The sequence below is a fragment of the Parasedimentitalea huanghaiensis genome, from assembly GCF_009753675.1.
GTDB classification, from domain to species: Bacteria; Pseudomonadota; Alphaproteobacteria; order Rhodobacterales; family Rhodobacteraceae; genus Parasedimentitalea; species Parasedimentitalea huanghaiensis.
The window spans coordinates 136418-151416 of record NZ_WQLV01000004.1; the positions used below are offsets into that span (position 1 = coordinate 136418).

The 14999-nt window shown below is 55.5% G+C and carries 14 protein-coding genes; 6 read left to right on the top strand and 8 right to left on the bottom strand.

Annotated features, from left to right (window positions below; all coding sequences use genetic code 11):
• Nucleotides 1-51 precede the first annotated feature (51 nt).
• The 3 genes from GO984_RS08285 to GO984_RS08295 form a co-directional block, all read right to left on the bottom strand.
• A complete protein-coding gene (locus GO984_RS08285; RefSeq protein WP_157022073.1) occupies nucleotides 52-2121 on the bottom strand; it encodes a Hint domain-containing protein in 2070 nt (689 codons plus the stop codon).
• Between the two features lie 245 nt (nucleotides 2122-2366).
• Complete coding sequence (locus tag GO984_RS08290; protein ID WP_157022074.1) at nucleotides 2367-4607, bottom strand: xanthine dehydrogenase family protein molybdopterin-binding subunit; 2241 nt, start codon at nucleotides 4605-4607, stop codon at nucleotides 2367-2369.
• 3 nt (nucleotides 4608-4610) lie between these two features.
• On the bottom strand, nucleotides 4611-5075 hold the full coding sequence (locus tag GO984_RS08295; RefSeq protein ID WP_157022075.1) for a (2Fe-2S)-binding protein: 465 nt from the start codon (nucleotides 5073-5075) through the stop codon (nucleotides 4611-4613).
• Nucleotides 5076-5173: 98 nt separating this feature from the next.
• On the opposite strand from GO984_RS08295, the gene GO984_RS08300 reads away from it, so the two are divergent.
• The gene (locus GO984_RS08300; protein ID WP_157022076.1) at nucleotides 5174-5755 is read left to right on the top strand and encodes a TetR/AcrR family transcriptional regulator; all 582 of its coding nucleotides are present in this window, start codon (nucleotides 5174-5176) and stop codon (nucleotides 5753-5755) included.
• 6 nt (nucleotides 5756-5761) lie between these two features.
• Here the strand turns inward: GO984_RS08300 and kynA are convergent, their stop codons facing one another.
• Genes kynA through kynU form a run of 3 tightly spaced genes read right to left on the bottom strand, consistent with a single transcriptional unit; the run spans nucleotide 5762 to nucleotide 8260 of the window.
• Complete coding sequence (gene kynA / locus GO984_RS08305; protein WP_157022077.1) at nucleotides 5762-6595, bottom strand: tryptophan 2,3-dioxygenase; 834 nt, start codon at nucleotides 6593-6595, stop codon at nucleotides 5762-5764.
• Nucleotides 6579-7070 (bottom strand): GNAT family N-acetyltransferase, encoded by a 492-nt coding sequence (locus tag GO984_RS08310; RefSeq protein ID WP_157022078.1) that lies wholly within the window; start codon nucleotides 7068-7070, stop codon nucleotides 6579-6581. Before GO984_RS08310 ends, kynA begins: the two co-directional genes overlap by 17 nt.
• The gene (kynU, locus tag GO984_RS08315; RefSeq protein ID WP_157022079.1) at nucleotides 7067-8260 is read right to left on the bottom strand and encodes a kynureninase; all 1194 of its coding nucleotides are present in this window, start codon (nucleotides 8258-8260) and stop codon (nucleotides 7067-7069) included. The genes GO984_RS08310 and kynU overlap by 4 nt, the downstream gene beginning before the upstream one ends.
• 302 nt (nucleotides 8261-8562) lie before the next feature.
• On the opposite strand from kynU, the gene GO984_RS08320 reads away from it, so the two are divergent.
• Nucleotides 8563-8781, top strand: coding sequence for a DUF1059 domain-containing protein (locus GO984_RS08320; RefSeq protein ID WP_138161810.1), 219 nt, complete (start codon nucleotides 8563-8565; stop codon nucleotides 8779-8781).
• Between the two features lie 14 nt (nucleotides 8782-8795).
• Here the strand turns inward: GO984_RS08320 and GO984_RS08325 are convergent, their stop codons facing one another.
• Together GO984_RS08325 and GO984_RS08330 are read right to left on the bottom strand one after the other, a co-directional pair.
• Nucleotides 8796-9167 carry an MmcQ/YjbR family DNA-binding protein gene (locus tag GO984_RS08325; RefSeq protein WP_157022080.1) on the bottom strand — a complete coding sequence of 124 codons (372 nt, stop codon included), beginning with the start codon at nucleotides 9165-9167 and terminating at the stop codon, nucleotides 8796-8798.
• The gene (locus GO984_RS08330; protein WP_157022081.1) at nucleotides 9167-9919 is read right to left on the bottom strand and encodes an SDR family NAD(P)-dependent oxidoreductase; all 753 of its coding nucleotides are present in this window, start codon (nucleotides 9917-9919) and stop codon (nucleotides 9167-9169) included. The genes GO984_RS08325 and GO984_RS08330 overlap by 1 nt, the downstream gene beginning before the upstream one ends.
• Nucleotides 9920-10049: 130 nt before the next feature.
• Between GO984_RS08330 and GO984_RS08335 the strand changes: the two genes are divergently transcribed.
• From GO984_RS08335 to GO984_RS08350, 4 genes are all read left to right on the top strand, one after another.
• Nucleotides 10050-11003, top strand: coding sequence for an MBL fold metallo-hydrolase (locus GO984_RS08335; RefSeq protein ID WP_157022082.1), 954 nt, complete (start codon nucleotides 10050-10052; stop codon nucleotides 11001-11003).
• Nucleotides 11004-11233: 230 nt separating this feature from the next.
• Nucleotides 11234-11683, top strand: coding sequence for a methyltransferase family protein (locus tag GO984_RS08340; RefSeq protein WP_157022083.1), 450 nt, complete (start codon nucleotides 11234-11236; stop codon nucleotides 11681-11683).
• Between the two features lie 139 nt (nucleotides 11684-11822).
• The gene (locus GO984_RS08345; protein WP_167740276.1) at nucleotides 11823-13394 is read left to right on the top strand and encodes a Re/Si-specific NAD(P)(+) transhydrogenase subunit alpha; all 1572 of its coding nucleotides are present in this window, start codon (nucleotides 11823-11825) and stop codon (nucleotides 13392-13394) included.
• A 13-nt stretch (nucleotides 13395-13407) separates the two neighbouring features.
• The gene (locus tag GO984_RS08350) at nucleotides 13408-14841 is read left to right on the top strand and encodes an NAD(P)(+) transhydrogenase (Re/Si-specific) subunit beta (protein WP_157022085.1); all 1434 of its coding nucleotides are present in this window, start codon (nucleotides 13408-13410) and stop codon (nucleotides 14839-14841) included.
• The last annotated feature ends 158 nt before the right edge of the window (nucleotides 14842-14999 follow it).

The window sequence follows — 14999 nt, forward strand, 5'->3', positions numbered from 1 at the left end:
TGTTTTTGATGAGATTTTACGCCGCAACCCACGGGTTGCGGCGTTTCTGCTTTAGGCAGCCAGCAATATGCCTTCGTGGGCTTTCAGACATAGCCGGGCAGTGTCCCCCAGTGCGCCTGCATGGCTGCGTAGCTCTGGGAACAATGTGAGCATTTCATCACGACCAGCATCACTCAGTGCTCCGATGGCCTGATCACCGGGGTAGAAGCTTTCGGTTGCGGCGCCATTTGCATAGATGACCTGATGTTGGTCCAGCATCACGTGCATGTAGGTTACAGAGCCGCCAATGCGGCGGGTAACAGCAGGGTTTGACAGCAGGTGGCGCGCCGCGACCAGAACCTCATCTGTGCCAAATAGCATTTGCGCACGGGGCCCACTCCATAAAAGCCGGTGTTGTGGCGAAACCAAGAGCGGTGCGGTGGCGTCGGGCAGCAGCAGTGGTGAAACCTCAATGGGAGCAAAATCACCGGTTGCCGCAACTGTTCGGCTACCGATCCAACGCAGCGGCTGTAGCCCATGGTCGCGGGTAACGATCAGATCACCAGCTTTCAGCGCTTCAATGGGGCGGGGACCCTGCGCCGTGTCAATCAGCGTACCTGGTGTGAAGCAGATGATGTTTTCGATGTTGGAAAAAGTAACAACTGAACCATCGAACAGCTCGACCGTGCCAGCCAGTTCACCGGGGATGTTGGTGGTTAGATTTAATGTCGACAGGTCCGCTTGCCCGTTCAGGTTCAGAGTATCGCCGCTGGTCTCATCTCCCTCGCCACCAGTGATGGTCACATCGCCACTACCGGCTTCGCCTTGATCGGTCAGGATGAACAGATCATCTCCATCACCTCCCAAGGCTCTATCGCCCTGGGCGACGTTCAAGGTGTCATTGCCCTGGCCACCATCCAGCAGGTCGTCGCCTGCGCCGCCGGTAATAATGTCATTGCCATCCTGGCCATAGATGGTGTCATTCCCCAGCCCACCATTCAGTTGGTCATCGCCGGGCGGGTTGGGGATCGTGTCGAAGAACACATCACTAACCCAGATCGCCTGCGTTCCGCCGAGCTGGTTTGAGTAGATTATTTCGATGTTTGAAACGGGGCCGTCAATTTCGACCAAGGCTGAACCTGTAGCATCACCAGCGTTTTCGCCATCGCTTCCGGCTGTGATGGTGTTTCCGCTCACCACATCGGTATTGGAGCCATTGTCACTCACTGTCAGTGTGACCGAAACAGGGTTCCCGTCCGCATCGTAGGCGTTGACCGTCACAATATCGCGGTGGTTGCCAGATCCAAAATCGATGTCACTGATGCGAAAAACAACGTTTTCCACTTCGTTACTGACATCTGAGTTGCCATTAGCTGCAAAGTTGATCGACGTGGTCGATGTTGCGTCGTCGCCGTTGCCGTAAAGGTAAAGCGAAGAGTTGTCGTTGAAGTCTTCACCGCCCGCTACATAGATGGTGTCGCTGGTTTCGAGAGAAAACTGTGGGGTGTTATTGCCATCATTGGCAAAGCTTACGGAGACATCAATGTGACCTGTTGTCTGAGTGAACCCATCACTCACATCTTGTTCGTCGCTACCTTGTGCATCCCAGTTTAGAGATTCGGTGCCAGCGGTGCTTTCGTCGCCATAGATGACATCGTTACCACTACCGCCATCTACTGTGTCGTTGCCTGAACCGCCGTAAATCCAGTCGTCGCCGCTACCGCTGCTTATGTCGTCGGAACCACCATTGCCGTAAACCAAATCCGCATTGTTGGTGGTTTCATCAATGCTGTCGCCATCACTGTCAGTATAACTGCTGTCGATCACATCAGCGCCCGCGCTGCCATCGACTTGATGGTCGGGTACAACCGGATAGGTAGGTGCAGTGACCACATCAGCGTTGGTCAGGGTGTCCACTTCGCCAAACTGTGGAATGAAGTAGATATTGCCGTTGGTAGCCAGATGATATTGACCTGGTTCCTGTGTGTCGGTGTAATTGGTTCCGCCATCAATGCCGGTAAAAATCCACTGTCCAGATCCCAGATCAGTGTCTGTGGTGAAGCCGGTCCATGCTCCGCCGATGACGTCATCAGCGCCCAGTGCATTGTCTGCGCCTAAAGATACCAGATATCCGCTTGGCATGGCTCGTCCTCAATTCATCACTGCCGATTGACGGCTTTAGGGATTTGGTAACCATGATAAAGGTCGGAAATGGCTGAACTTTGTGCGCATTATGGCGATATTGCGGCGGGTTGCCAAATTGATGCCACAATTGAAGTTTGAATGACGGCTGTGCAGATATCTGTGTTGAACGGTCGACGGACAGTGCAAATAAAATCAGCCCGCCCAGTGTTGGCGGGCTGATCGGATTAATGGAAGTCTGAACTTTAGGTCCAGATATTGAAGTCATGCATCAAAGGTAGGCGGCGTGCGCGTCTGCCCGTCAGATCAAAGATAGCATTGGCCAAGGCTGGAGCCGCTGGTGGTGTGCCGGGTTCACCTGCACCCCCCATATGTTTTTGGGTTTCCAACACCCGAACTTCGGTATGGGGCATAGTGCTCATCCTAAGGGCGTCATAATCAGGGAAATTGCCCTGTTCTACCTCGCCGTTGGCAAAGGTGATCTCGCCAAAAAGGGCGGCTGAAAGCCCGTAAACCATACCGCCGGACATCTGCGCTTTGACCGTTTCTGGATCCAGCGCCAAGCCCATGTCGCAAGCGATCCAGGCCTTGTTGAGGCGAATGTTGCCGTCGTCATCGAAGACCTCGATCACTTGGGCGACCGGGGTGCCGAAACTGTAGCACATTGCCACCCCTCGGCCTACACCATCGGGTGTCTGGCCGGTCCAGTTGGACATTTCTTTGACTGCCTCTAGTACTCCGGCAGCTGGTGCCCATTCCTGACGCGCGAGAGCCAGACGGAATTCCATCGGGTCAGTACCTGCCTTGTGGGCCATTTCATCGATGAAGCTTTCAACAAAGAAGCCATTGAAGGAGTTGCCGACGGAACGCCAAAACCCAACTGGGATTGATATGTCACTGAGGTGGCCGCTCATACGGAAGTTTGGGATGGCGTAAGGCGGGTTGAAGAAGCCTTCGACGTGGACTTTGTCGGGTCCACCGGCGGGCAGGCCTGCAATCCGGTCCATGACCTGCGCCACAGGCGAGGCAGCAGCTACCTTGCCGTCCAACAGCACTGCTGCGCCATCCTTGACAGCGCCACGCATTCGCCCAATAGCGCCAGGTCGATAGAAGTCATGGCGCATGTCTTCTTCACGCGACCAAGTGAGTTGCACGGGTACTCCGGGCATCTCTTTTGCCAGCCGTGTTGCCAGGATTGAAAAATCCAACTCGACCCTGCGGCCAAAACCACCGCCAAGGTAAGTCGTGTGAACCTCGACCTGTTCACTTTCTAACCCGGCTTCGGCGGCGCATTTCCATTGATGTATTGTGGGCATCTGGTTGCCACACCAAAGGGTCAGTTTGTCGCCTTCAAACAATGCGGTGGCATTCATCGGCTCCATGGTTGCATGGGCCAGATAAGGGAGTTGATACTCGGCGGTCAGTTCAACTGCACCTTCGGGCAGTTGATCAACATCTCCATCATCGCGCATGGTCGAGTTCGCTTCGTCGTCAAAAGCTTCGGCGATACGGGCAAAGACCTGATCGGTTTCTGGGGGATAAGGGGCCTCTTGCCAATCTACTTCGATCGCTTCGACCGCTTGCATGGCCAGCCAAGTGTTGTTGGCAACCACGGCGACCCCGTCGCCCATGTCGACAATTTTCTCAACGCCGGGCATGGATTGCGCTTCGGTGGCGTCAAAACCGTTCATGCCTGCGCCTAGTCGTGGGTTCATACGAACCGAGGCAAACTTCATCCCCGGTTGGCGCACATCAATGCCAAACTCGGCGGTGCCTGTGGCCTTCTCGACCATATCAACACGCGGCTGGGTTTTGCCCAGCAGACGCCACTCGCTGCGAGGGCGCAGATCTGCTTCAACTGGATTAAGCTTGGCAGCCTCCAGTGCCAGCTCTGAATAGCTCAGCGTGGTGCCATCGGGGGCCTGAACCATGCCTTTGGCGGTTTTCAACTGTTCGCGCGGTATATCCAGATGGTTGGCGGCGGCCTGTTTCAGGGTTTCGCGCGCGGTTGCCCCGGCTTGGCGCATACGGGTGAAACCGTCCTTCATAGAGGTGGAGCCGCCAGTCCCTTGCATGTTCAGGGTTCTTCCCAGAACCCCCAGAACTTCCCCTATGGAGTGCTGGAAATCACTGACGTCATAGCCGCGATTGGGCAGGGCGTCGGCCATGAAGGCGCTGTTGTAATAGGCCCTGGCGGCGGGGCCGTGTAGAACGCGCACATCTTCGAGCTCGACATCCAGCTCTTCGGCAATCAGCGCGGCCCAGGTGGTTTTGACTCCTTGGCCCATTTCGGCGCGGGGGGCAAAGAGGGTGACGCCCTTTTGGTCGATAAGAACAAAAGGATTGAGTGCGGCCTCGCCTTCACCCGGTTTCAACGGGTTGGGGGCCGGGCGGCTGACGTAGTAGGCACCAAAGGCGACCCCGCCGACGATGGCAGCGGATCCGATGAGGAAGGTACGGCGGGCAATTTTACCAATGCTGGCCATGGATCAAGCCTCCTGCATTTTTTGGGCGGCGCTATGAATGGCCGCGCGGATACGGGGGTAGGTGCCGCAGCGACACAGATTTCCCTGCATGACCTCTTCGATGTCCGCATCCGAGGGAGTTGGATTGTCAGCCAGCAAGTTGGCGGCTTGCATGATCTGACCGGACTGGCAGTATCCGCATTGGGCAACCTGATGATCGACCCAGGCTTGTTGAATTATTGACATGGCTTTGGGTGTGCCGAGACCTTCGATGGTGGTGATCTCACCATCAACGTCTGCAAGTGTTGTTTGGCAAGAACGGACTGCTTCGCCGTTGATATGAACGGTGCAAGCTCCACAGGCGGCAACACCGCAGCCATATTTTGTGCCAGTCAACCCAACCTCATCGCGCAGAACCCACAGCAGTGGGACGTCGTCGGGCAGATCAACCTGATGAGTTTTTCCATTGATACGAAGGGTGGTCGACATGGCTTAAATCTTTCTGCTGTGCGGCTTTCTGACAAAATGGTCATGAAATGTCAGGATGTCAATTGACAAAATTTGGTGAAAGTGTCAGAAGCGGATTTATGATCAAGGCAAGTAACGACCCGAAGCAACAAGCGATCCTGGAATCCGCATGGGAGGCCTTTTCCACCTATGGGTTTCGCAAGACGTCGATGGATGACATTGCACGCCGCGCAGGCATGTCCCGACCTGCGCTTTACCTGAGTTACCGCAACAAAGAAGCAATTTTTGCCGGGTTGGTGGAGGGCCACTATGGTCTGGCGCTGGATAAGGTGGCGGACGCTTTGGCATCTGGTGGCACCTTGTCAGACCGCCTGCATGCAGCCTTTGAGGCGCAGGGTGGGCCAGCGATGAAGGCGATGATGGATTCGCCGCATGGTTTGGAACTGTTCGAGGCTGGAATGAGTGCTGCGGGTGAGGCCATTGCGACAGGTGAGCTGGCGCTGCGCGAGGTCTATGCCCACTGGCTGCGCGCCGAGGCAGACGCTGGGCATATTACACTGCCCGGTGATGTGGAGGAGGTCGCACGGGTATTCTGCTCGGCCATGAAAGGGATCAAACATACCTCGCAGGATTACGCCAGCTATGCCACGGGTGTGGCGCAGCTGGCGGCATTGTTTGGGGCTGCATTGCAGCCGGATTGAACGTTCTTACAGCTCGGTCCGCAGGTGCCAGAGTTCGGGGAACAACTCCACAGCGAGCATCCGTTTCAGGTAACTAACCCCACCAGTCCCGCCGGTGCCACGTTTGAAGCCGATGACACGTTCTACCGTGGTAACGTGATTGAAGCGCCAGCGGCGGAAATAGTCCTCTAGGTCGACCAGCTTTTCGGCCAGTTCATACAGTTCCCAATGGGTTTCTGTATCACGATAAACTTCGCTCCATGCAGCTTGAACAGCTGGATGAGGTTGGTGGGTTTCGGAAAGTGGACGGTTCAACACTTCATCCGGCAGAGGAAAACTTTGCGACAGCGCGCGCAGGGCGACGTCATACATTGACGGCTGTGCCAGCTCGTCTTCAAGCAGCGCAACCAGTTCGGGACGATGGCTGTGCGGTTTCAGCATTGCCTGATTGCGGTTGCCGAGCATGAATTCGATCTGGCGATACTGATGCGATTGAAAACCCGAGCTTTGCCCCAGTGCATCGCGAAAGGCAGTGTAGTCAGACGGCGTCATGGTGCGTAGCACGTCCCAAGCCGAATTCAGCTGTTCAAAAATCCGCGAGAGGCGAGACAGCATTTTGAAGGCTTGCCGGGTCTTTCCATCCAACAAGCAAGCGCGTGCGGCGTTTGTCTCGTGAATGGCCAGCCGCATCCACAGCTCGGATGTCTGGTGCTGGATGATGAACAACATTTCATCATGGGTATCGGTCCAAGTGTTTTGAGCATTCAACAGACTGTCGAGCGACAGGTAGTCGCCATAAGACATGCGGTCTTTGAAGTTCATTTCAGCGCCGTCTTTGGACGGGTCATAAGGTTGTGTCATGGGGGGCTCCCAACGTCAGTGACATGGCGAAGCGTTTGAGCTGTTCGCCGTTTCTGTCAACTATTTCCATTTCATCGACCTGCCAGCCCTGACGGGCAAAGAAGGGCCGCGCCATCAGGCTGGCATGGGTCGTCATCCGCGTCAGATCTGTGTTGCGCGCCCGTTTAAGGATGACGTCATAGAGAGTTTGCGCCACAGAGCGACCCATCCAGCAGGGGCGCACGTAGGCAAGGTCGATGTAGCCCTGAGGGGTAGCGCACATGAAACCAGCGATTTCCCCCTTGGCCTCGGCAACCCAGGTTTCAAGCTTGGCCATTGTGTAGGGCCAGCTGTCTGGCATGTCCTGCGAAGGCGCCCAAGCATGAAGTTGGGCATCAGTGTAGTGGGCCGAGGCTCCATCATGGATAGCCTCGACAAAGATCTCGAACAGTGTTTCCGCATCACCGCGATGATATGTCCGAGTGCTGACACTCATGTCACCTTAGAGCGGACTTTATACTCTGGCTTATCCCACAGCTTGTTGGTCATGACATCGGCCATGATGGCGACGGCGGCACGCACGTCAGCCTCGTCGATATAGAGTGGAGTAAAGCCGAACCGCATGATGTCAGGGGCGCGGAAGTCGCCAATAACACCACGAGCGATGATCGCCTGCATAGCTGCATAGCCTTCGTGGAAGCGAAACGAGACCTGACTGCCGCGCTGGCTACCTTCGCGTGGGCTGGCCAAAGTTAGCTCTGGGCATTGGGCCTCAACTTCACTGATGAACAGGTCGCACAGTTCGATTGATTTAGCGCGTGCAGTCTCCATGTCGGCCATGTCCCAAATGTCCAACGCCGTTTCCAGTGCGGTCAGCTGCAAGACTGGCGGGGTGCCAACGCGCATACGTTCGATCCCGGCGCCGGGGCGATAGTCGAGATCAAAGGCAAAGGGAGATTCGTGTCCCAGCCAACCAGACAGGGCTGGGCGGACCTGATCAATGTGGCGTGGGGAGACATAGATAAAGGCAGGCGCACCGGGACCGCCATTCAAGTATTTATAGGTGCAGCCAATGGCAAAATCTGCGTTGCAGCCGGCCAGATCTACGGGCACAGCGCCGGCCGAATGGGCTAGATCCCAGACGGTCATGATGCCCTTGGCCTGCGCCTGTTCAGTCAGCGCCTTCATGTCGTGCATCCGGCCTGTTCGGTAATCGACTTCTGTGAGCATCAGCACGGCGACATCATCAGTCAGATTGTCCGCGACGGCCTCGGGATCAACCACTCGTAGTTCGTAATCGTCACCAAGAGAGCGAAGAAGTCCGTCCGCCATATACAGATCAGTGGGGAAGTTGCCGTTGTCCGACAGCACCACACGACGGCTGGGGTTCAGGTCCAGAGCTGAAGCAACGGCCTGATAGACCTTGATCGACAAAGTATCACCCATCACCACATGGCCCGGTTCAGCACCGATCAAGCGGCCAATGCGATCTCCCATGATGGTTGATTTGGCCATCCATCCAGCCTTGTTCCAGCCGGTGATCAGCATTTCACCCCATTCATCCTGCATCATCTTACCGACTGTTTCGGTGGCGGCACGGGGAAGGGGGCCTAGTGAGTTGCCGTCCAGGTAGATAACACCCTCTGGCAAGTGGAACATGGCTTTGGTGGCGGCAAAGTCGGTCATGGGGGCCTCGGTGGGTTAAGTATTTCAAGCTTAAAGCATCTCTACTCGGGTGGACCGGGCCTGTCTAGCGAAGATTTCTGGCAGCAGTTATCAATATTTGGAATGCAGATATTTAGAATGGGGACGCGCCCTTGCTCAAATTAAGATACGCCCTGCGCGGAATGATTGTGCTTCTGCAAATCACAGGAGTCGGATGCCTTTAATCAGACACTTGGAAATCGAGCCAAAACCCATCTGGTGAAATAGCTCGCCAAAGAGGGTTCCGGCCCTAATTGGTGATAGGTAATTGATGGAGGTCAACTATGTCTAATGCGTTTACTTATGCTTGCCGGGATTGCGAAGGAATGGAAGCTTGTCCAGCAAGTATTGTGGCAGCGTCCGAAGTTGAGGTTTGGAAGCTGATCGAACTGCATGCCGAGTTTGCACATGGTGAAGACCCCGCTGACTGGGATCAAGATACCCGCACGTACTTGGCAACCCTGATCAAACCGGTTGATGTCCGAGTAAAAGAAGAGGCTTAGCCGCTGTTGAAAGTTTAGATCGAGCTTGGCTCGGGAATGCCCAACTCAACGCGCTTCTTCTTGGACAGACCTGCGGCGACCAAATCATAGGAAATCTCGATATGGCGCTGCAATTCAGCATCAGATAGGCCCGGCAGGTCATAGTGCTGCAACCATTTCATCCCACGCGAGGCCAAATAAGGGGCTGGACGAATGCCGGGTTGCTCTTGCAGAACTTCATAGGCGATCTCGGTTACCTTGAAGGTGAAGGCGTCGCGCCCCTCGGCCCAGCCACAGATGGCAAAGACCTTAGGGCCGACCTTCCACACATCCGAATTGCCCCACTGCACCACATGGCTGGTGGCGGGCATTGCGGCGCAAAACGTGTTGAAAGTTGCGCGATCCATCACATTTCTCCGCCCGAGATCTGAATGGCCTGACCATTTACCGAACCGGAATGAGGGCTGCACAGGAACAGAGCAGCATCGGCGACCTCTTTGGGGGCGATCAGACGGCCATGAGGATTAGCGCCGACCATGACTTCCATTGCCTGTTCTTCGTTCATGCCAGTACGTTTCATGATGCTTTCGATGTTCTGTGGCACAATGTTGGTGTCCACATAGGCCGGGCAGAGGGCATTGAAGGTGTAGGGTTTGCCCAGATGATCAGCCGCCAGCGCCTTGATCATGCCGATCATCGCATGCTTGGTTGCGGAGTAACAGCTTGCGCCCTTCAGTCCCTTTAGTCCGGCAATTGAGGAAATCGCAATAACCCGTCCCCAATCGGTACCATGCATCGACTTCAGGCATTCACGGATGGTCAGGAAACAGCCATCGACATTGATCGCCATCATGGTGCGCCAAAACTCCATATCGGTCTTGTGCAGAGCGCGGCCTTCGGCAATTCCAGCATTGGGGACGCAGATCTGCACAGGGCCACGGGCTTCGATTGCCTTTGCGACGCCTTCAACCACCGAATCTTCACTGGCCACATCCATTTGCACCGCATGCAATCCGTTGTTGGCCACTTTCTCCAAAACATTGGCCCGGCGTCCGGTGATGGTGACTTGAGCGCCCTGAGCTGCTAACGCCCGAGCAATAGCTAGGCCGATCCCAGTGCCGCCGCCAGTGACCAATGCGTGTTTTCCGTCCAATGTCATATCTCGATCTCCTTTGCCAAGACCCTAGCCAGAGGGAGGGAGATGGCAAGTGGGTCGTACCGTCACAAATGTGGGGCATTTACATACCCATTCACTTCTGTGAATGTGTCGACGAAACAGGGAGATTTCCATGAAAACTATTACCTCCATCGCCGTCGTGGCCTTTCTTGTCGGTGGCGCTGCATTGGCCAGCGAAGACATAGCCGATCAATACCCGACGTCCGAGCTGTACTCAAAACCGGTAGAGGTGATCCCGCATGTGTTTTCTGCGATTGGCGCCACGGCCCCTCCGGGTGCGGCCAACGCAGGTCACAACAATAATTTGTCGTTCATCGTGACCGACGAAGGGGTGGTTGTGGTGAATTCGGGGGCGTCGGATCGATTGGCTGCCGCGCTGCACGATGAGATTAAGGTGGTAACTGACAGACCAGTCGTACTGGTGATCAACGAGAATGGCCAAGGGCACGCGATGCTGGGCAACGGGTATTGGCGTGATTTGGGGGTCGATGTGTTGGCCCATGTAGATGCGGTTGCTGAAACCAAGGAGAATGGTGATTTCATTCTGCAACGGATGCATGGCTACAACCCAGATGGGGCTGGGGACACCCGGGTTGAGCACGCCAACCTGACATTTGAAGATAAGTATGAAATTAGTCTGGGAGGGGTCGAAATTCAGGTCCTGCACCTTGGTCCGGCGCATGATCCCGGCGATGTCCAGGTTTGGATCCCTGAGTGGGACATCATGCTGGCTGGCGATATCGCCTTTCATGAGCGCATGCTGCCAGTGTTTCCGCACACCTGCACCAGCTGCTGGATTGAGACCTGGACGGAGAAGCTGGAGCCACTGAACCCCACTTACATCGTTCCCGGTCACGGCCACCCGACCAATTTGGCGCAGGTGCGCCGATATACGCTGGATTACCTTGTGGACCTACGCGCCAAGGTCGGGGCCCATATCGAAGATGGTGGTGATCTGGCTAAGGCCTATTACGTGGATCAAGAGCAGTGGAAGTCTCTTGATACTTTCGAAGAGCTGGCGACCAAAAACGCTGGCCGGGTCTACGAAGAGATGGAATGGGAGTGACGCTCACGCAATTGGGATGATTGCATGCCAAAGTATACGTAGGCATTGCTGATTATCTGTGCAGGATCATGCCGCATCCCGAAATAGATTCGTCGCTTTCGGGGTGCTGGACATATTGTCCTTTTCAAAGCTCTGGCTTCTTGAGATGCTGGTTCTATTGACAAATTGAGGGAAGTCGGACCTGCAATGACCAAAAATCGCGAAAATTGGCCGATGCGGAGTCCAACCTGATGCGCAAATTGGATTTGCCACCGGTGTGGCTGTTTGGCGCGGTTGTCGTGGCCTGGACCCAAGCAAGCTGGTATTCTTTCGACCTTAGCTTTGGTGGCGCTTGGTCTGACTTTCTGGGCGGCCTTCTGGTGGGAGGTGGGATACTCCTGACCCTGCTCGCCATCTATGAAATGCGTCGGCACGGCACCACCGTAATCCCACATAAAACCCCCAGCCAATTGGTGCAGTCCGGTATTTTTAGCCGGTCACGCAATCCGATCTATCTGGGGGATGTCCTGATCCTGGCCGGGCTCATTCTGCGTTTTGATGCGGTGGTGTCATTACCATTGATTCCGGTGTTTGTCTGGATACTCGAAAAACGTTTTGTCATCCCAGAAGAGGGCAGGATGCGGCGTGAATTCCGGGCGGATTGGGGCCGTTACGAACAAAAGACACGCCGTTGGGCGTAGCCTATTTGCGGCGCTGCAGCGGATAAGTTGCGGCACTGCAGCGAAGTGCTTGCGCAATTATCTTGCGCAGGGTAGAGAAAATCATTGCGATCCGTACCTGATGGGTGCGGGCACGGCCAAGCCGAGGGGGACCGATACGGTGAAGATAGGTACACCAAAAGAGATTTTTAAAGGTGAGGCACGCGTGGCGATGACGCCAGATTCAGCGCGTCAGTTACAAAAACTAGGTTATGACTGCGCCATTGAAACCGGGGCAGGGGCTGCCGCCGGGTTTTCGGACGCGACCTATGTAGATGCCGGGGTTGAAATCATCAAAACCCCAGCTGCGCTGTGGAAATCGGCGGATATCGTTGCCAAGGTACGTCAACCTACCGATGTTGAACTGAAGCGGATGACCAAGGGTAAAACCCTGATTTCGTTCTTTAACCCTGCGGGCAATACCGAGGGCATGGAGCTGGCCAAGTCCAAGGGTGCCAATGTGATCGCCATGGAAATGGTGCCACGTATTTCGCGCGCTCAGAAAATGGATGCGCTAAGTTCTATGGCCAATATTGCCGGTTACCGTGCGGTAATCGAGGCGGGTAACAACTTTGGTCGTTTTTTTACCGGTCAGATCACTGCTGCTGGTAAAGTACCGCCAGCCAAGGTTCTGGTTGTGGGCGCGGGCGTTGCTGGTCTGGCCGCCATCGGGACCTCGACCTCGTTGGGGGCGATAACGCTGGCCTTTGATGTGCGGCCCGAAGTGGCCGAACAAGTTGAATCGATGGGCGCCGAGTTTGTCTATCTCGACTTTGAGGAAGACCAGGCCGATGGTGCGGCGACCGGAGGCTATGCCGCTGTTTCCAGCCCTGAGTTCCGAGAGGCACAGTTGGCCAAGTTCCGCGAGCTGGCACCTGAGGTGGACATTGTCATCACCACGGCGCTAATCCCCAACCGCGAAGCTCCAGAGCTGTGGACCGAAGACATGGTTGCAGCGATGAAACCAGGCTCGGTGATCGTCGATCTGGCAGCAGAGAAGGGCGGCAACTGTAAGCTGACAGTGATGGACGAGAAGATTGTCACCGATAATGGTGTCACCATCATCGGCTACACCGACTTCCCATCACGTATGGCAGCACAGTCATCGACCCTATATGCGACCAATATTCGTCATATGATGACCGACCTGACCCCTGAAAAGGATGGTCAGATCAATCACGACATGGAAGATGATGTGATCCGTGGCGCGACCGTGACCTTTGAAAAAGAGATCACCTTCCCGCCGCCACCACCTAAAATTCAAGCGATTGCGGCCAAACCCAAGGAAACCGTGCCCGAGCTGACGCCGGAAGAAAAACGTGCAGCTGAAGTGGCGGCCTTTAAGGCGGCCACCAAACAGCAGGTCACCTTGTTGGGTGTTGGTGCGGCGCTGATGTTACTGGTTGGCACGGTTGCTCCGCCCAGCTTCATGCAGCACTTTATCGTTTTTGTGCTGGCCTGTTTTGTTGGCTTCCAGGTGATCTGGGGCGTGGCGCATTCACTGCACACCCCGCTGATGGCGGTGACCAATGCGATCTCGTCGATCATCATTTTGGGCGCGCTGATGCAGATAGGATCCGGTTCCTTCCTGGTGATTTTGCTGGCGTCACTGTCCATCTTTATGGCCGGGATCAACATTTTTGGCGGCTTCCTCGTAACTCGGCGCATGCTTGCCATGTTCCAGAAATCATAAGGGGGCTGAGGTTATGGAATTTGGCTTCACTATTGCCGCCTATGTTGTTGCGGCTGTTCTGTTCATCTTGTCACTGGGCGGTCTGTCCGGACAAGAAAGCGCCAAACGCGCGGTTTGGTACGGTATTGTCAGCATGGCGCTGGCGGTGTTTGCAACGCTGGTTGGCCCCGGTCAGGGCCTGTGGCTGCTGTCACTGCTGTTGATCGCTGGCGGCGGTACCATCGGTTATGTGGTCGCACAGCGGGTGCAGATGACTGAAATGCCGCAACTGGTTGCTGCGATGCACTCGCTGGTTGGTTTGGCGGCGGTCTTTGTTGGCTTCAACGCGCATATCGAAATGGGCAATGTTCTGGCCATGAGCCACGAAGCCCGCGAGGGGCTGGAGGGTTTTGCAGCCCTGTTGGCACATAAGTCACCGGTTGAGCTGTCCATCCTGAAGGTCGAAGTGTTCCTTGGGATCTTCATCGGCGCGGTCACCTTTACTGGTTCGGTTGTGGCCTACGGCAAACTGGCGGGTAAAGTTGGCTCGGCTGCAACAAAACTGCCCGGTGGTCATATGTTGAACGCTGGCGCGGCTGGTTTGTCGTTCCTGTGCCTGATCTGGTACTTCAACACAGGTGGTTTCCTGCCTCTGGCGCTGATGACACTGGCTGCATTGTTCATTGGCTATCACCTGATCATGGGTATCGGTGGTGCGGACATGCCGGTGGTTGTGTCGATGCTGAACAGCTATTCCGGCTGGGCGGCTGCGGCAATTGGTTTCAGCCTTGGCAATGACCTGTTGATTGTGGTTGGGGCGCTGGTTGGTTCGTCCGGGGCGATCTTGTCCTACATCATGTGTAAGGCGATGAACCGTTCATTCGTTAGCGTGATCCTTGGCGGTTTTGGCGGTACAGCCGGCCCGCAGATGGAGGTCGAAGGCGAGCAAATCGCAATCGATGCAGAGGGTGTTTCAACCGCGTTGGAAGAGGCCGACAGCATCGTGATCATCCCTGGTTACGGCATGGCGGTGGCACAGGCACAGCAGAACGTGGCTGAACTGACCCGCCGTTTGCGCGCCAAGGGCAAAGAAGTGCGGTTTGCGATCCACCCCGTTGCCGGTCGTTTGCCTGGTCACATGAATGTGCTGCTGGCCGAGGCCAAGGTGCCCTATGACATCGTGATGGAAATGGACGAGATCAACGACGACTTCCCGGAAACGGATGTTGCTATCGTGATTGGCTCCAACGACATCGTGAACCCAGCCGCACAAGAAGACCCCAACAGCCCCATCGCTGGTATGCCGGTGCTGGAATGCTGGAAGGCGAAACAGGTGTTCGTGTCGAAGCGTGGTCAGGGAACCGGGTATTCCGGCATCGAAAACCCGCTGTTTTTCAAGGAAAATACCCGGATGTTCTATGGTGATGCCAAGGCCAGCCTGGATCAGCTTCTGACCATGATCCAGTAGTCGGCGATCATGACCAAATAGAGGCGCTCCTTCGGGGCGCCTTTTTCTTTTCCGCTCTTCATCTAGCTGAAAATATCCCGGGGAGGGGCTTGAGCCCCGGGGCAGAGCTCCAATTCTGCCTCTAAAAATTTAGCTTGAGCTGGAGTGCACTCCAGCAT